Origin of the sequence: Parerythrobacter aurantius (genome assembly GCF_045291475.1) — a bacterium.
Classification (GTDB): Bacteria; Pseudomonadota; Alphaproteobacteria; order Sphingomonadales; family Sphingomonadaceae; genus Parerythrobacter; species Parerythrobacter aurantius.
The window spans coordinates 1775362-1792449 of record NZ_CP147985.1 but is presented as its reverse complement, the minus strand read 5'-3'; the positions used below and the strand labels follow the sequence as shown (position 1 = coordinate 1792449).

The window sequence follows — 17088 nt, the reverse complement described above, 5'->3', positions numbered from 1 at the left end:
TCGCCTTTTCGCAGCCGCCCGCTATCGTCACTGCCATCTAAGGCATCGGGTGGGGGACGGGATGCGGGCAAAGATTGCGGCGGCGGTCCTGGCTCTGGCGGTAACCGCCAGTGGATGCACCATCAACCAGAAGGCGCCGCTGACGGCGCAGGGCGACATGTGCAACTTCGTCGCCCACCGGCTGACCGTGGACATACCCGACGACCGGGAAAACGCGCGCGGGCCATTGTCGCCCTTCGCGCAGGTGATCGAAAGCAGCCTGGCCGCGCACGACAATGGTGCGGAGCGCGGCGAGGAGGCCAAGGTCCTGTTTCTTTCCGGGGGCAGCGAACACGGCGCCTATGGCGCGGGAATCCTCAGCGGCTGGGGCGGCGATGGCGACATTCCCGACCTGCAGGTCGTGACCGGGATTTCGACAGGGGCGATCCTGTCCACCTTCGCCTTCGTCGACAAGGGCCACTTCGCCGCCGACGGTTATACCATCGACAGCGAAAGCCAGCTGATCGACGTCTACAGCAAGCCCAAGGACGGCAAGCCGGACGCGGCGAACTATCTCGACCTGCTGAAAAAGGGCGCCTTTGCCGATCTCGACCCGCTCAAGGGGCGGCTCGAAGGCTTTCTCACCAAAAGCTACGAAGTGACCGATGCCAGTGGTGCCGTCCGGGCGACGACGGCACTGGCGGAAGTGGCGCGCCGGCATGCCGATGGGCGCCGGCTCTATGTTGGGGCAGTCGATGCCGACACGGGCGACGGCATCGCCTTCGACATGGGCGACATGGCGACCCGCTACGTCTCCAACCACCAGGGCAAGGCGGCGCGCTGGCTGGATTGCTATGTCGATGCGATCGTCGCCTCGTCCTCCACCCCGATGGCGGCACCGCCGGTCTTCATCGACAACACGATGTTCATCGACGGCGGCGTCCGCTTCGGCCTGTTCGGGGATTCGGTGATAGAGGCGTTCAAGGCGCGCAAGCGGGCAGCGGAAAGCGACGACAACGCGCCCGCACCGCCGCGAGTCTATGCCGTCATCGACGGAACGCTGACCCTGCCGCCCAATGCCTGCCCCAAGGAAAACCCTGCCGATTGCAGCGGCGATCCGCCCGCCTGGACCAGCGAGGGCCAGCACAAGGACTGGAACATCCTCGCGCTCGCCCTGCGATCGGAACGGCTGCTGGTAAACCAGGTCTACCGGTTCTCGGCCGCATCGGTGGAGGCGGAAGCCTGCGAGGATGCGGGGTGTTTCAACTTCCTGCGCATTGCCCCCGATGTGGCGCAGTTCGGCATCGCCTTGCCCGCCCCGCTCAACGCCGGGAACAGCGGACAGCTGACCTGTGCCAGGTGGATGGCGATCGACATTGCCCAAGACAATCCGATCCAGTTCCACAAGCGCTACATGCGGTGCCTCATCGCCTATGGCAAAGCCAAGGTGGCGGACGCCGGCTGGGGCCGCTAGCGGATTGCGGCGAAAGCCTCGATTTTCTCGACCAACCCGGAAACGACCAGCTCGTCGCCCGGCAGGATGATCGTGTCGGGCGTGGCGTGGATGAAATCCTCGCCTTCGCGCTTCACCCCGACCACGGTGATCTCGTATTTCTTGCGGCAGGCACTGGTCACCAGCGGGAGGCCCAGGATGAGTTCGGGCGGCCGCAGCCGCGCAATGCCGAAGTCATCGCCGAAGGAAATGAAATCGAGCAGGTTCTCGTTGAGCAGGCGCGCCACCCGCTCGCCCATCTTCTGCTCGGGGAAAACGACATGGTGCGCCCCGGTCCGTTCGAGGATGCGGCCGTGCCGTTCGTTATTCGCCTTGGCCCAGATATTCGGCACGCCGAGGTCCACCAGCGCCAGCACCGTCAGCACGCTCGCTTCCATATTGGCCCCGATCCCGACCACCGCCGATTCGAACTGCGCACAGCCCAGCTGGTCGAGGGTTGCGACCTCGGTCGAGTCGCCCTCCACCACCTGTGTCAGCAGGTCGCGGTGATCGTCGACGATCGCCGGGTCGCTTTCGATGCCCAGCACTTCATGCCCCATCCGCTCCAGCGAGCAGGCGACGGCACTGCCGAAACGGCCGAGGCCGATGACCAGGACAGGGGCGCGTTTGTCAGCCGACAATGGGATTCTCCTCGGGGTAGCGATACTTGCGGTCGCCGCCGCGCATCGCCAGCGCGGCAGCCGTGGTGATGGTGCCGACCCGGCCGACGAACATCAGCAGGATAAGCACAGCTTGCGCCGACGGGGGCAGGCCCGCGGTGATCCCGGTCGACATGCCGACGGTGGCGAAGGCGGAGATCGTCTCGAACAGGACGTCCTTGAGCAGCAGGTTCGTGACGGAGGTAATGAACATGGTCGCCCCGACAATCAGGAATAGCGCCAGCGCGACGACGGTCAGGGCCTGCCGCTCGACCTTGTGTCCGAAGCGGCGACCGAACATGGCCGCGTCGCGCCGTCCCAGAACTTCGGCAAGGACGATGGCGACCAGCACGAAGAAGGTCGTGACCTTGACCCCGCCCGCCGTGCCGGCCGAGCCGCCGCCGATGAACATCAGGATGTAATTGGCGACCAGCGTCTCTTCGCGGAAATCGCCGACATTGAGGCTGTTGAACCCGGCGGTGCGCGGCATGACCGCGTGAAACGCGGCATTGAGCAGCTTGTCGCCTGTCCCCATCGGCCCCAGCGTTGCCGGGTTGGTCCATTCCATCGCCAGATGCGCGAGGAAGCCGGTCAGCAGCAGGAAGCCCGTCCCGGCCAGCGTGATACGGCTGTGCAGTGTCCATCGCTTCGTATCGAAGCGGTGTTCGCGCCAATCCTCGTAGACCGGGAAGCCGAGCGATCCTGCAATGATCGCCAGCATGATCGGCAGCAGGATCAACCCGTCGCCCTGGTAATCCATCATGCCAGCCGTGAAGGTAGAGAAACCCGCATTGTTGAACGCGCTGATCGAATGGAACACCCCGTGCCAGACCGACTGGCCGAGGGTAAAATCATAGGCTGCAGCGAAGCGGGAAATCAGGACGACGGCGATCGCGACTTCCATGAACAGGGTGATTGCCAGCACCATCCTGAGAACCGAGGCGGCGTTGCGCCCCGTCAGGCGGTTGCGCTCGACATGGGTGGCCATGCGCATCTGCAGTCCGAAGCCGCGCCCGACCATCAGCCCGAGCAAGGTCGCCGCCGTCATGATGCCGAGCCCGCCGACCTGGATCAGCAGCAGGATGACGCCCTGCCCGAAACCCGACCAGTAGGTCTGCGTATCGACCACGATCAGCCCGGTGACCGAGACCGCCGAAGTAGAGGTGAACAGCGCCGCAAGGAACGGCGCACCGCTGCCGTCGGCGCTGGAGGCGGGCAGCATCAGCAGCACCGTCCCGATGGCTATCGCCAGTGCGAACAGCACGGGGATCAGCCTGACGGGGTGGCGAAGCGCGCGCATCAGCCGCGCGATACAGCGGCCCTGACGATCAGTCGAGCATTCTCGACCGCGGTTTCAAGGAGTTGGAGGGGACCGCAGCGCCTGTAATCCTCCCTGCCCGACCGCAGGTCGAAGCGGTAACCGTGCCAAGGGCAGGTGAGACCGCCGAGCTCGTCCAACCGGCCTTCACGCAGCGGCGCCAGAGCGTGCGGGCAGCGCGCGGCATGAGCGATCCAGCGGTCCTGCCAAAAGCGAACCAGCACCGGTTCGCGGCCCAGCACGCCCTCATGCACTAAAGCCGGATCAAGCGCGGACACCGGCCCCATGTCGAGCGTGTCGCTCCGCGCCCGGCCAAGCAGCGCCTTGCGCTCGTCCAGCGCGGCCTGCCGCCCAGCATCAGCGCCTCGTCCTCGTCATAGAGCGTGGCGTATTGCGTCTGGAGGTAGCCGAGGATCATCGCCCCCTGCTCCGCGCTCTGCGGCGCCAGCGGCAGGTAGAAGCGTACCTCGACTTCGATTCCGCCCGCATCGAGCGCGCTGGCCTGCGTGTGGATCTGCGTCCCCTTTCCCGGCCCCTCGACCACGGTGGTCGCCCAATAATGCCGGTCGTTATCGACCAGCAGCTCGATCAGCTGATCGCCGCCATCGTTCGGAAGCGCAGTCTTGCAGCGCCAGCCCCATGGGCCGCTTTCGACCGCTGCGATGGCCGCAAAGGACGAGGGATGGACGAAAGGGAGGTGCTCCCAATCATGTGCGTTCTCCATCATCCGCGCGAGGTTCGACGGAATCTGGCGGACGTAATTGCCGAGATAGTAGAGATCTTGGGTGGCGGCGTAGTCGATCGACGATGCGCGTCCGGAAAACGCGTCGCGGTCGGCCTGCGCGACCTCCATCAAGTCCATACCGCTTCGGGCGGCAGGCTCATCAGGATGGCGTCGATATTGCCGCCGGTCTTGAGGCCGAACAGCGTGCCCCGGTCATAGACGAGGTTGAATTCGGCATAGCGCCCGCGCCATTCGAGCTGGGTCAGCTTGTCAGCGGGTGTGAAAGCGCTTTCCATCCGGCGGCGGACGAGCTTCGGATAGATGTCGAGGAAGGCCCTGCCGACATCCTGCGTGAAGGCCAGGTTGCGCTCGAACGCGGCGTCGTCCGTGCATTCGAGATGATCGTAGAAAATCCCGCCCACGCCGCGATGGACGCCGCGATGCGGGATGAAGAAATAGTCGTCGGCCCACTTCTTGAACCGTTCGTAATAGGTCGGGTTGTGCCCCATGCAGGCGGCGCGGAAGCGGGCGTGGAACTCCTCGGTGTCCTCCTCGTACGGGATCGGCGGATTGAGGTCCGCGCCGCCGCCGAACCACGCAGCCTGCGTCGTCAGGAAGCGGGTGTTCATGTGCACCGCGGGGACATGCGGGTTGGCCATATGGGCCACCAGGCTGATGCCGGTGGCGGTGAAGCCCGGCTGTTCCGCACTCGCGCCATTGACCTGCGCGGCGAACTCAGGCGAGAAATTGCCCTTCACGGTCGAGACGTTGACCCCGACCTTTTCGAACACCTTGCCCTTCATCAGGCCCTGCACCCCGCCGCCGGGATCGGGATTGCCTTCTTCCTCGCGGTCCCAGGCGGTGTACCGGAACGAAGCGTCGGAGCCGGCCTCGCGCTCGATCGCCTCGAACTCGGCACAAATGGAATCGCGCAAAGTTTCGAACCATTCCTTCGCGCGGGCAGTATGGGGTGTCCAGTCGGTCATTGCGCACACTTGCCAAAGCGAGCGGGAGGCGGCAAGTGAAAGCCATGGTTCCCTTTTCGTTCGCGTCGGAAGAACTCGTCCTCACCGAAGACCAGGCGATCTACTGGCCGCGCGAGCGGGCCGTGCTGGTGGCCGATCTGCACCTCGAGAAAGCGAGCTTCTATGCCCGCCACGGCCAGATGCTGCCGCCCTACGATAGTCGCGCCACGCTGGAACGGGTGGCCGACGCGGTGAAGGCGACGGGCGCGCGGCGCGTCATCACTTTGGGCGACAATTTTCACGACGAGGACGGCACGACGCGGCTCGAACCCCATGCGGCGGGGATGCTCGAGGCGCTGACGCGCTCGCTCGACTGGGCCTGGATCACCGGCAACCATGACGAGGTGCTGCACCGCACCTATGGCGGCGCGGTGGCCGAGGAACTGGAGATCGCAGGGATCGTGCTGCGCCACCAGGCGCGCCGGGGCGAGACGCGGCCCGAACTGTCCGGCCATTACCATCCCAAGCTGCGCGTGAAGATCCGCCAGCGGCATATCAGCCGCCCCTGCGCCGTCCGGGCGAAGAGCGCAACCAGCGACCGCATGATCCTGCCAGCCTTCGGCACGCTGACCGGCGGCATGGACGCAGGCGATCCGGCGATCCTCAAGGCGTTGCAACCCTCGCACCGTATCGATGCACTGCTACCAGTACGCGGCAGGCTTTCGACCTTCCCGCTCTGGCGTGCAGCAGCGTAACAGGCGCGCCCTTGCAACAGGGCCGAGGGAATTTTTCCCGCAGCGCCCTGAATCTTTGCGAATCCGCGACGGCGCGCCTACATAGCCGCCACCCGAACAGGCCATAACAGGAGAAAGCCCCATAGCCCGTCCACCTCGTCGTTCCATGCAGCCGCCGGTCAAGAGCGGTCCGCGATACGACAATCTCATCCAGTCCCCCAAGGTCCGCGTGATCGATCACGAAGGCGAGAACCTCGGGGTCATGTACACCCGCGAAGCGATGGAACAGGCCAACGAACTGGGCCTCAACCTCGTCGAAGTGTCCCCCAATGCGGACCCGCCGGTGGCCAAGTTCCTCGATGTCGGCAAATACCGCTACGAAGCGCAGAAGAAAGCCAACCTGGCGCGCAAGACGCAGAAGACCCAGGACATCAAGGAAATCAAGATGCGCCCCAACATCGACAAGCACGATTACGATGTGAAGATGCGCAGCGTCGTGAAATTCATCGAGGAAGGCGACAAGGTCAAGATGACCCTGCGTTTCCGCGGGCGCGAAATGGCGCACCAGCAACTCGGCATGGACCTTCTCAACCGCGTCCGCGACGATGTCGAGGAAATCGCCAAGGTCGAGAGCTTCCCGCGCCTCGAAGGGCGCCAGATGCTCATGGTGCTGGCCCCCAAGTAGGGTTCGGAGCCCGGGCGGCCGGGGCCGTTCGCCGGTCCGCTACTGTTGCCATTGGTCGATTGCTGCGGTCGTTTCATCGACAGCCAGCCGTTGCGCACACGCCGTGCGGGTAACACATCCCGCACGGCCGCGCGCACAGTGGCCCCGCCCCGCTTACTCCCCCGTCGCAACGGAGCATCCGATGTCCATCCTTCGCCGCACGTTCCCAGCCGCCCTGTCCGCCGGCGTCGCCATGGCTCTTGTCGCCAGCATTGGCGCCGCTCCTGCGAGCGCACAGGAGGCGAGCGCGACGACCAGCGGCGAATTCGCCCGCTTCGTGCCCAAGTCGGCCGTGCAGCAGACCTCGCTCGACTACGCGGTGTGGGACGAAGCCTTGCGCTATGTGGTCTTCCGCATGGGCCGCTCCTCGCGCGAGGCGGCGCCTTCCGTCGATCCGGCGCTGGGTTCGCGGCGCGCCTGGGGCCACACCTCGCGCTACCGGCTTGAAGGCAACCGGGTAATCTTCGAGTTTCTCGAACAGGACATCATCGACAGCCTGACGGCCTACAAGCAGGACCTCGAAAGCGTGGCGGAGCAGGTCGATATCGCCGCCTTGCCGCGCAACGAGCAACTGGCCTTCTGGATCAACCTCCACAACGCCGCCGTCATCGAACAGCTGGCGCAGAAATATCCCGTCCGGTCCCCTTCGCTGCCTAAGTTCGGTGTTGACAACGTCCCGCTCGACGAAGCCAAGGTCATCACGATCAACGGCGTGGCGATGAGCCCGAAGGACATCCGCACGAAGATCGTCTATCCCAACTGGAACGACCCGAAGGTCATCTACGGCTTCTTCCGCGGCGAAATCGGCGGGCCGTCGATCGCCGGCGAGGCCTTTACCGGCGCCAATGTCTCGCGCTTGCTGTCGGACAACGCCCGCGAATTCGTCAACAGCCTGCGCGGCGTCGAGAAAATCGGCGGGACCATGCACGTCTCGAAGATCTATGAGGAAGCGCGCCCGTTCTTCTTCGCGAACTGGGACGCCGACCTGCGCACCCATATCGAGAAATTCGCCCGCGACGATGTCGCCGGGGTGTTGGAAAACACGAAGAGTATCGACGCATCGCTTTACGAGACCGACATTTCCGATCTTGCCGGCGGCCAGCTGGAGCCGAGCTACAACGACGTGGTGACGCTCGAGGGTGACGACATCGGCAAGTCGCAAGGCACGCGGGTTCCGCGTTCGGTCGCGCGGCTGATTCTCGAGCATCGCAAGAAGATCAACGAGATGATCCGTCGCAAGGAATTGACCCCGCGCGTGATCGTGGTGGACATGCAGAACCCCGAGAACGAGGACGGCTACGTCGTCGAATAGCCTGCCGTAGCGCTTGCCCTCTGCCGCCTGGCCGCTAGGTACAGGCGCAAGGGGAGTTTGCATGGGCGCGAGCCGTATCGGCCTCATCATCGGCGCATTGGCACTGGCGGCAGGTATATTCCTGCCGCCGCCCGCCGGCATGTCGCGCGAGGCATTCGTGGTCGCCGGGCTGGTCGTGCTGATGGCCAGCTGGTGGATGACCGAGGCGATCCCGCTCACCGCGACAGCACTGATGCCGTTCCTGGTACTGCCGTTCGCCGGGGTGCTCGACGCCAAGGCGACGGCCAGCGCCTATTACGAACCGATCCTGTTTCTGCTGCTGGGAGGGGCCTTCATCGCCCTGGCGATCGAGCGGACCGGCATGCACCGCCGGCTGAGCCTCGCGATCCTCAAGCTGGTCGGCAGCGGCGGCAACCAGACCCGGCTGCTGCTCGCCTTCATGCTGAGCACGGCGACGCTGTCCATGCTGATATCCAACACCTCGACCGCGTTGATCATGATGCCGATGGCGCTGGCGGTGCTGGCTGGCGGCGGCGTGACGCCGTTCGCGGGCAATCCGGCGGAGCAATCCCAGCAAGGCCTTTCCGGCGCCCTGCCGATGGGGATCGCCTTTGCCGCCAGCATCGGCGGCTTGGGCACCATCGTCGGTTCGCCCACCAACGGTATCGCCGTCGGCCTGCTCGACAAGATGATCGGGGTGCAGGTCAGCTTCGTCGAATGGATGGCCTATGGCGTGCCGATGGTGCTGCTGGGCATCCCGCTCGCCGCGGTCATCGTCGCGCGGGTCCACCGCATCTCCGCCCACCCCTTCGACGTCGGCGCCGCGCGTGCCGCGATCGAGGACCATGCCCCGTGGACCATTGCGGAGAAACGCCTGCTGCCGGTCATCGCCGCGGCCTTCTTCCTGTGGGTCACCCAATACTGGGCCGCGCCCTACCTGCCCAAGGGCAGCTGGACCGACGGCACCATAGCCATCCTCGCCGCCATGGCGCTGTTCCTCGTGCCCGACGGCACCGGCCGGCCATTGCTGGTGTGGCACGAGGCCAACCGCGCACCGTGGGACGTGATCATGATGTTCGGCGGCGGGCTGGCGCTGGCTGCCGGCATGGCCGCCTCGGGCCTCGCCGACTGGCTGGGTCAGGCCCTGCTGCCTCTGGAGGCGCTGCCGCTGGTGGTGGTGGCGCTGGCCATTGTCGCCATGGTGGTGCTGATCACTGAATTCGCCAGCAATGTCGCCACCGCCAGCGGGATCATCCCGGTGGTGGCGAGCCTGGTCGTCGCCCTCGGCGTCGACCCGATGCTGCTGGCCATGCCGGCCGCCATCGCCGCCAGCTGGGGCTTCATGCTGCCATCCGGCACGGGGCCCAATGCCATCGCCTGGTCCACCGGCAATATCTCCATGCGCAACATGGTGCGGGCCGGATTGTGGCTCGACATCTTCGGCATCGTCATGATCGTCGGTGTCGTGTGGAGCGTCGCCGCAATCCTGGGATAATTTCATCTGCAACCGGTTGCGGACCGCGCGGCGCGGCGGTATTTGGCGCTGCATCATTCGGCCACGGGCGGAGAGGCGTTGCTGCGGAGGTTAGCAACGGGTGCCGCGCGAGCGCCTATCCGGCTCCTGCCTTCCTGGGAGCGTGAATGAAGGAAGGCCGCCCGCATGACGGACGCAACCGATGCTGTCGACACCCCGACCCCCCGCCGCAAACCCAAGCAGCCGATCAAGACCATCGGCGGCCGCGAGCTGAAACCCAGCACGCTGATGATGGGTCACGGCTACGACCCGGCCCTGTCCGAAGGCTCGCTGAAGGCCCCGATCTTCCTCACCAGCACCTTCGCTTTCGAGAATTCGGCCGCGGGCAAGCGCCACTTCGAAGGCATCACCGGCAAGCGTCCGGGCGGCGCCGAAGGCCTCGTCTATTCGCGCTTCAACGGCCCCAACCAGGAAATCCTCGAAGACCGTCTCGCCATCTGGGACGGCGCGGAAGAAGCCTTGTGCTTTTCGAGCGGCATGACCGCGATCACCGTGCTGATGCTGGCGCTGTGCAATGCCGGGGACGTGATCGTCCATTCCGGGCCGCTCTATGCCGCCAGCGAAGGCTTCGTCGCCAAGCACATGAGCCGCTTCGGCGTGACCTATCTCGACTTTCCCGCCGGGGCGACCCGCGACGAGATCGCCGCAGTGATCGAGGCCGCCAAGGCCCAGGCCGCGGCGCAGGGCGGGAAGGTCGCGATGATCTACCTCGAAAGTCCGGCCAACCCGACCAACGCTCTGGTCGACGTAGAGGCCGTGCGCGATGCCCGCGATGCTGCGCTGGGCGACGATTGCCCGATCGCGATCGACAACACCTTCCTCGGCCCCCTGTGGGCGCGCCCGATCGACCAGGGTGCGGACCTCGTGGTCTATTCGCTGACCAAATACGTTGGCGGCCATTCCGACCTTGTCGCCGGCAGCGTCTCCGGCCCGAAGCGGTGGATCACCCCGATCCGGATGATGCGCAACACCATGGGCGGCATCGCCGATCCCAACACGGCGTGGATGCTGATGCGCAGCCTCGAGACCGTCGAACTGCGGATGCAGCGCGCGGGCGAGAACGCGGCCAAGGTCTGCGCTTTCCTCAAGGACCACCCAAAGGTGGAGGGGCTCGGCTATCTCGGTTTCATCACCGATCCGCGCCAGAAGGACATTTTCGAGCGCCATTGCAGCGGCGCTGGCAGCACCTTCTCGCTGTTCGTGAAAGGCGGCGAGGCGGAGGCGTTCCGCTTCCTCGATTCGATGAAGATCGCCAAGCTGGCGGTCAGCCTCGGCGGCACCGAAACCCTCGCCAGCTGCCCTGCGGCGATGACCCACCTCTCCGTTCCCGACGAGCGCAAGGCGGCGCTGGGCATAACGCCCAACCTCGTCCGCGTCAGCGTCGGCATCGAGGATCCGGACGACCTCATCGCCGACTTCGCGCAGGCGCTGGACGCGGTCTGACACACCCCCGCGCATACTCTTCCCGTCATCGCTGCGGCCCGCTACGGTCGGCGGCGATGACGGCAGGAGAGTAAGGCGCGCATGGCACACACCGCAAAGATCCTGCTGCTCGGCTCGGGTGAGCTGGGGCGCGAGTTCGTGATCTCGGCCAAGCGGCTCGGCGCCTATGTAGTGGCATGCGATTCCTACGCCGCGGCCCCGGCGATGCAGGTGGCCGATGCCTGCGAGGTCTTGTCCATGCTCGATGCCGAGGCGCTGCGGGCGGTCGTCGCCAGGCACGCGCCCGACTATGTCGTACCCGAAATCGAAGCGATCCGCACCGAAGTGCTGGCGGAGATCGAGGCGGCGGGCGTCAACGTGGTCCCCAGCGCCTATGCCACGCAGATGACCATGAACCGCGACGCGATCCGCGACCTCGCGGCGCAGGAACTGGGCGTCACCACCTCGCGCTATCGCTATGCCGAGAGCATCGATGAAGTGCGCGCAGCGGCGGCGTTCACCGGCGTGCCCTGCGTCATCAAGCCGGTCATGTCCTCCAGCGGCAAGGGCCAGAGCACGGTCCGCAGCGCGGACGAGCTGGAGGCGGCGTGGGACTATGCCGTCGCCAATATGCGCGGCGACCGGGCGCGGGTGATCGTCGAGCAGTTCATCGATTTCGACTACGAGATCACCCTGCTGACGGTGCGCCACGCAGGCGGCATCACCTTCTGCCCCGCCATCGGCCACCGGCAGGAACGCGGCGACTATCGCGAAAGCTGGCAGCCGACGCCGATGTCGGAGAGCGCTATTGCGGCGGCGCAGGATATGGCGGCCAGGGTCGTCACCGCGCTGCAAGGCAAGGGCAAAGGCTGGGGCCTGTTCGGGGTCGAGTTCTTCGTAAAGGGCGAGGAGGTGATCTTCTCCGAACTCAGCCCCCGCCCGCATGACACCGGCATGGTCACCTCACTGAGCCAGAACCTCAGCGAATTCGACCTGCATGCGCGCGCGATCATGGGGCTGCATGTTCCGGCCGAAATCCGCGCGCGGCCTGCGGCCAGCGCGGTGATCCTGGCCGACCGCGAGAGCGAAACGGTCAGCTATTCGGGGCTGGCCGAGGCCATGGCCGAGGGCGCCGATGTGCGCATCTTCGGCAAGCCGACAACGCGGCCCTGGCGCCGCATGGGGGTAGCGCTGGCGACGGGGCCTGACACCGACAGCGCGCGGCAGGCCGCGGTCAGCGCCGCGAGCAAGGTCCGGATGCGTTACGGAGACTAAGCCCATGAGCGACCCCAAGCCTGTCTTCCTGGTGATCGGCGCGGGGGCCGGGATCGGGGGCCATGTCGGCAAGCGTTTCGCGGCGGGCGGATATCACGTGGTGCTCGCCCGCAGGAGCGGGGCGGAAGGGTTGAACAGTCTCGTAGCGGAGATCGAGGCGGCGGGCGGCAGCGCCAGCGGCACGCTGCTTGACGCCAGCGAGGACGGCACCATCGAAGCGCTGGTCGAACAGGTCGAGGCGGAGAACGGCCCGATCAGCGCCGCGCTCTACAATCTCGGCGCGCAGATCGGCAACCGCGCGCTGGCCGACACGCCGCACCGCACCTTTGAACTCGGCTGGCGGCTCGGGACTTTCGGCCTGTTCCGCTTGGCCCACGCACTGATGCCCCGCATGGTCGAGCGCGGATCGGGCAGCCTGATCGTCACCAGCGCCACCGCCGCCGTGCGCGGCAACGCCGGCCAGCACAGCCACGCCGCCGCGATGGGCGGCCGCCGGATGCTGTGCCAGACCCTCAACGCCGAATTTGCGTCCAAAGGCGTACACATCGCCCATGTGGTGATCGACGGACCGGTCGACGCGCCCGACACGCTCGGCAAGATGCTGGGCGACCGCTTCGAAGCCTTCAAGGACCACAAGGGCGAGGACGGGTTGCTAGACCCGGCGGCGGTGGCGGAGACCTATTGGCACCTGGCCCACCAGCCGAGGAGCGCGTGGACACACGAGCTGGACCTGCGGCCGTGGACGGATGTGCCTTGGTGGAATGATAATTAGGTAGGTCCAGTCTAGGTATCGCCACAGGTTTAGATTTCGACGTATTCTTGGTTGCACGTAACGCCCTGTATTTAAGAAATGCCAATCAAAGAGTCACGATTGCTTTGCGACCTGCACTGGCATAGCTTGTCTGCATAGGGGGTTTCGCTCGATGCGCAGATCGACAAAACTAATCGCTTTAGTTTCGGCATTGCTGGTTTTGGCGGGATTGCAGGCCAAGAGCACCGCGGATTCCGGCGTTTCAATCGCTTCCGACAGTGTCTTCAAAGAGATAATCCGCTCACATAGGGACAAACCGAGTTTCGGTATCGCATCCGATTGGCACGACTGCCTGATGCGCTTGAATGATTCAGGCAGTAAGCCAGCCCGCGAATTGTGCAAGACTTGGACTTCCGACGGGTACACCTCTGAGCTTGTCGCTCTCAGTATGGATGACCTCCTAGTGCCTGTCATCGAAACTCGCTCAAATGCCTCTGCGAAGAACGAAGTCGTGGTAGAAGTTACAGGAGGCCCAGGTGGGGGGCTGTTCTACGTCGATCCGAACAGATTGGAGGACATTGAAAAATTCCGAAAACTGGGCATGAAACTGAATGGTTTAGACCGCTTTAATATTTATACTCAATTCCTTGATCGGGGCTATACGATAGCTTCAGTCGGCTATTGGGGTACCAATATCCGTACGTTGAACGTTGCAGGTGAAATGGAATTGGCAATGGATGAAGTCAGATCAACCGTCGATTTCTATCGCGACTCTGACGGCATTGACCCGCCATTGATTCTGACGAGTCTTGGTAATCATCTTGCGCTGGGCGCCTTGGGCAAAGAGCGACTTGAAGGGATGCAATTTTTGGCTTTGGTCCCTGTCATGGACGGACTGCAGCATCATCTTTCGAGGGTCGACGAGGAAGAGAAGGAACCACGTGCAAGAGCCGACGCAAAGGGAAGTTTTTACGGGAACTGGACAACCTTCAACATCTACAAGGAGGATGGTGGCAACCTGAAATTCGACCGCGCTCAGATGCTTGATATGGCCAGCTACGTTCCACAGTTTGTCGATCGGTTCGATTATCCCTGGAAAGCCGTCACTCCGGCAAGCAGCTGCTCACGGCTCATTCTTGGTGATCGCGACCCGCGCACACGGGAGTATCTGGCAGCGAACAACGAATTGCCTCGCTTCGTTACGATACTGCCAGCTGAGCATGACCTCTTCGTCAGTTCTCCGTATGACATGAGTTTGATTTTTGAAGAGTACGCAGATTGTCTGTCGGCGCGGGCCAATCCGTAGGTAGATCGGGCTAGATCAGAATTTCTCTCGGTACTCAGCCCCGCCAGACCCTGCGCTCTTCCGCCGCCTTGAGCACCTCATAGGCCAGTTGCAGCTTCTGGAACTGCGCCGCAGCGTCCTTGTCGCCCGGCTTCACGTCGGGGTGGACCAGCTTGGCCTTTTCGCGCCAGGCTTTCTTGATCGCCGTGAACTCCGCGTCGCTTTCCAGTTCCAGCACTTCCAGCGCGCGCATTTCGTCGGCGCTGCGGCTGCCGTCGCCCGACGCGGCCCAGCCGTAGTGCTGCGCCTCGGCATAGCCGGAGGTTTCGGCGCGTTCGGCCTTGGCGCGTTCTTCGCGGTCGGCTTTCTCCAGCCCTTCGAAATAGTCCCATTTGGAATTGTATTCGGCGGCGTGGCGCTGGCAGAAATACCAGCGTTCGGGGCTGTTGGGGGCCTTTGGCGCAGGGCAGTCGCCCGGCTCGTCGCAGCCGTGGCGGTCGCAGATGCGGACATTCACCGCCTCGCGGGTGGCGCCATAGCCGCGCCAGCGCGGGAAGCCCCAGTCACTCGACCGGCCGGGCCTAGCCATTACGGCACAGCAATGTCGTTGGTCGGGTGATCATGGCGCTCAATCTAGGGTGTGTTGCGACGGAAAGAAAGTTCGGGAACAAGTTGCAATGTGAAATGTTGCATCGCAATATATCATTCACCTGTCGGAGCTATAGGCGCCGCCAGTCCAACGAAGAGATGCAAACCATGTTCCGCGAGATGAGCCAGCAGCTGAATTTCGCCGCCACCGTGAGTGTGCTGGCGATGGCGCTGTTCGTGCTGACCGTAGCGAGCGGGCAGGCTGGCGGCCAATCCTCGGGCGAAAGCTTCGCCATCGCGGCCCCCGTCCGGCACTGAGGCCGGACAGGCGCCGCCGGGCGCCTATCCCCCGATCACGATCGAAACGGCGCGACGGTTCCGGGCCCACGAGGCTTCGTCCGAACCCAGCGCGACCGGCCGTTCCTTGCCATAGCTGACCGTCGAGATGCGGCTGGCCGCGACACCCAGGCTGACGAGGTAGTTCTTCGCCGCATTGGCGCGCCGTTCGCCCAGCGCGAGGTTGTATTCGCGCGTCCCGCGTTCGTCGGCGTGGCCTTCGACCGTGATCGTCAGATTGGGATACTGCGACAGGTATTGCGCCTGGGTCTGCAGGGCGGCGGCGTCGGCGCTGTCGATATTGTAACGGTCGGTATCGAAATAGATGACGTTCTGGCCGTTCACCGCGCGCTCGAAATGCGCCTGCGTGCCGACGGCAGGCCCGGCGACGCCGGTCGAGGCGCCGGTATCGGGCTGCGACACGGATACGCCGGGATCGACGACGTCTTCGGGCACCTTGGACTTGCAGCCCGCCAGCGCGACGGCGGCGACAAGCGCGGTGGCGGTTGCGATACGGATAGTCATGGGGCGTCTCCTCATTGGCAATTCGTCGGTCGGTACGGCGGGTGCGACCCGGATTCTTCTTATGAACGCGGTTACGGCAGGATCGGTCCCCACGCCGGGTCGGAAGCGTTGACCGGCGTGTCCAGCTTGCGCAGGTTCTCGCCCGTCAGGTCGACCTGGTAGAGCGCGGTGGCGCCGCTGTTGCGCTCGGTCCGGAAGAACTGGATGATGCGGCCGTTGGGCGACCAGGTCGGGGCCTCGTCCTGCCAGCCGTTCGACAGCTTGCGGAAATTGCGCCCGTCGGTCCCGACGACGGCGATGTTGAAGTCGCCGGCGATGTGGGTGAAGGCGATCTGGTCGCCGCGCGGGCTCCATTCCGGCGTCGCGGCGCGCCCCCCGAAGAAGCTGATGCGGCGCTGGTTGGTGCCGTCGGCGTTCATGATGTAGAGCTGCTGGCTGCCCGACCGGTCGCTTTCGAACACGATCTGGCTGCCGTCGGGCGAATAGGACCCGCCGATGTCGATGCCCGCTTCGTTGGTCAGGCGCACGCTCGGCCCGCCGGACGCGCTGACGCGGTAGATGTCGGTGTTGCCGCCGACGGCCATGGAATAGAGGATCCACTTGCCGTCCGGGCTCCAGCGCGGGGCGAAGGTCGGGTTGGTGCTCTGCGTCACCAGCTGCTGCTGCCCGGTGCCGATATCGTAGATGTAGATGCGCGGATTGCCGTCGAGATAGCTGAGGTACATCAGCCGCTTGTAATCGGGCGAATAGCGCGGGGTCAGCGCGGTCGCGCCGGCGCCGGTGATGAAGCGCAAATTGGCCCCGTCGCTGTCCATGATGGCCAGCCGCTTGGTCCGGTTGTCCTTGGGCCCCGTCTCCGCGATGAAGGCGACGCGGCTGTCGAAGAACGGGCTTTCGCCGGTCAGCCGCGAATAGACGAGGTCCGAACACTTGTGCGCGGCGCGGCGCCAGTCCTGCGGCTCGACCACCCAGCCGCTGCGGGCCAGTTCGTCCTGCAGGGCCATGTCGTAGAGATAGCAGCCGACGATCAGCTTGCCGTCGCCGCGAGCGCGGACATAGCCCTGCACCAGCATTTCCGCACCGCGGCTCGACCAGGTGGCCCATTGCGGATCGGTGATCTGCGGATAGCTCGGCCTGGGCAGGGCGTCGGGGCCGGTCGGCTTGAACAGGCCGTTGTTGCGCAGATTCGCGGTGATCACCCGCGCCAGTTCCACCCCGAGCGCGTCGGTGCCGCCGGCGCTGGCCTGGGTCGCGACATCGCGATCGGCAGCGAAGGCGGGGATGGCGATACCGACATCGTCGGCATTGAGCGTGCCGACCACTTCCTCGCGCGCGATGGTGCCCTGCGCCGGGGCCTCGCCCGTGGGATCGACGGTCGAGACGTCCTGCGCCGACAGGGCCGGAACGATGGCCGGGATCGCAGCGAAGAGGGCGATGGCGAGGGCTGGACGGGAAAGCTGCATGA

At 64.9% G+C, this 17088-nt stretch carries 18 protein-coding genes; 10 read left to right on the top strand and 8 right to left on the bottom strand.

The features are described 5' to 3' along the window. Positions 1–61: 61 nt before the first annotated feature. Positions 62–1453, top strand: coding sequence for a patatin-like phospholipase family protein (locus WAB17_RS08905; RefSeq protein ID WP_435417005.1), 1392 nt, complete (start codon positions 62–64; stop codon positions 1451–1453). On the opposite strand, the gene WAB17_RS08900 is transcribed toward WAB17_RS08905, so the two are convergent. Genes WAB17_RS08900 through hemF form a run of 5 tightly spaced genes read right to left on the bottom strand, consistent with a single transcriptional unit; the run spans position 1450 to position 5158 of the window. After that, a complete protein-coding gene (locus WAB17_RS08900; protein WP_435417004.1) occupies positions 1450–2112 on the bottom strand; it encodes a potassium channel family protein in 663 nt (220 codons plus the stop codon). The genes WAB17_RS08905 and WAB17_RS08900 overlap by 4 nt on opposite strands. Further along, positions 2102–3430: a TrkH family potassium uptake protein gene (locus WAB17_RS08895; RefSeq protein WP_435417003.1), complete on the bottom strand. Its 1329-nt coding sequence runs from the start codon at positions 3428–3430 to the stop codon at positions 2102–2104. The genes WAB17_RS08900 and WAB17_RS08895 overlap by 11 nt, the downstream gene beginning before the upstream one ends. Then, a complete protein-coding gene (locus WAB17_RS08890) occupies positions 3430–3702 on the bottom strand; it encodes a Rieske 2Fe-2S domain-containing protein (protein ID WP_435417002.1) in 273 nt (90 codons plus the stop codon). Before WAB17_RS08890 ends, WAB17_RS08895 begins: the two co-directional genes overlap by 1 nt. Then, positions 3702–4310 (bottom strand): hypothetical protein, encoded by a 609-nt coding sequence (locus WAB17_RS08885; protein ID WP_435417001.1) that lies wholly within the window; start codon positions 4308–4310, stop codon positions 3702–3704. The genes WAB17_RS08890 and WAB17_RS08885 overlap by 1 nt, the downstream gene beginning before the upstream one ends. Continuing rightward, entirely contained in the window at positions 4301–5158 is an 858-nt protein-coding gene (hemF, locus tag WAB17_RS08880; protein WP_435417000.1) for an oxygen-dependent coproporphyrinogen oxidase, read from the bottom strand. The genes WAB17_RS08885 and hemF overlap by 10 nt, the downstream gene beginning before the upstream one ends. Before the next feature lie 44 nt (positions 5159–5202). Between hemF and pdeM the strand changes: the two genes are divergently transcribed. From pdeM to WAB17_RS08840, 8 genes are all read left to right on the top strand, one after another. Further along, positions 5203–5892 carry a ligase-associated DNA damage response endonuclease PdeM gene (gene pdeM / locus WAB17_RS08875; RefSeq protein ID WP_435416999.1) on the top strand — a complete coding sequence of 230 codons (690 nt, stop codon included), beginning with the start codon at positions 5203–5205 and terminating at the stop codon, positions 5890–5892. Positions 5893–6037: 145 nt separating this feature from the next. Beyond that, positions 6038–6556 (top strand): translation initiation factor IF-3, encoded by a 519-nt coding sequence (infC, locus tag WAB17_RS08870; RefSeq protein ID WP_435416998.1) that lies wholly within the window; start codon positions 6038–6040, stop codon positions 6554–6556. A 181-nt stretch (positions 6557–6737) separates the two neighbouring features. Further along, a complete protein-coding gene (locus WAB17_RS08865; protein ID WP_435416997.1) occupies positions 6738–7907 on the top strand; it encodes a DUF547 domain-containing protein in 1170 nt (389 codons plus the stop codon). Between the two features lie 61 nt (positions 7908–7968). Then, positions 7969–9402 (top strand): SLC13 family permease, encoded by a 1434-nt coding sequence (locus tag WAB17_RS08860; protein ID WP_435416996.1) that lies wholly within the window; start codon positions 7969–7971, stop codon positions 9400–9402. Between the two features lie 165 nt (positions 9403–9567). Beyond that, positions 9568–10884 (top strand): cystathionine gamma-synthase family protein, encoded by a 1317-nt coding sequence (locus WAB17_RS08855; RefSeq protein WP_435416995.1) that lies wholly within the window; start codon positions 9568–9570, stop codon positions 10882–10884. An 81-nt stretch (positions 10885–10965) separates the two neighbouring features. Then, positions 10966–12138: a formate-dependent phosphoribosylglycinamide formyltransferase gene (gene purT, locus WAB17_RS08850; protein WP_435416994.1), complete on the top strand. Its 1173-nt coding sequence runs from the start codon at positions 10966–10968 to the stop codon at positions 12136–12138. A 4-nt stretch (positions 12139–12142) separates the two neighbouring features. Beyond that, complete coding sequence (locus tag WAB17_RS08845; protein WP_435416993.1) at positions 12143–12910, top strand: SDR family NAD(P)-dependent oxidoreductase; 768 nt, start codon at positions 12143–12145, stop codon at positions 12908–12910. Between the two features lie 151 nt (positions 12911–13061). Further along, complete coding sequence (locus WAB17_RS08840) at positions 13062–14195, top strand: hypothetical protein (protein WP_435416992.1); 1134 nt, start codon at positions 13062–13064, stop codon at positions 14193–14195. 34 nt (positions 14196–14229) lie between these two features. Here WAB17_RS08840 and WAB17_RS08835 read toward each other — a convergent pair whose 3' ends face one another. Next, positions 14230–14763 (bottom strand): J domain-containing protein, encoded by a 534-nt coding sequence (locus WAB17_RS08835; protein WP_435416991.1) that lies wholly within the window; start codon positions 14761–14763, stop codon positions 14230–14232. Between the two features lie 158 nt (positions 14764–14921). Here WAB17_RS08835 and WAB17_RS08830 point away from each other — a divergent pair, with 158 nt between their 5' ends. Continuing rightward, positions 14922–15080 carry a hypothetical protein gene (locus WAB17_RS08830; RefSeq protein ID WP_435416990.1) on the top strand — a complete coding sequence of 53 codons (159 nt, stop codon included), beginning with the start codon at positions 14922–14924 and terminating at the stop codon, positions 15078–15080. Between the two features lie 24 nt (positions 15081–15104). On the opposite strand, the gene pal is transcribed toward WAB17_RS08830, so the two are convergent. Then, positions 15105–15623: a peptidoglycan-associated lipoprotein Pal gene (gene pal / locus WAB17_RS08825; RefSeq protein WP_435416989.1), complete on the bottom strand. Its 519-nt coding sequence runs from the start codon at positions 15621–15623 to the stop codon at positions 15105–15107. Positions 15624–15694: 71 nt separating this feature from the next. Beyond that, positions 15695–17086 (bottom strand): Tol-Pal system beta propeller repeat protein TolB, encoded by a 1392-nt coding sequence (tolB, locus tag WAB17_RS08820; protein ID WP_435416988.1) that lies wholly within the window; start codon positions 17084–17086, stop codon positions 15695–15697. Between the last annotated feature and the right edge of the window lie 2 nt (positions 17087–17088).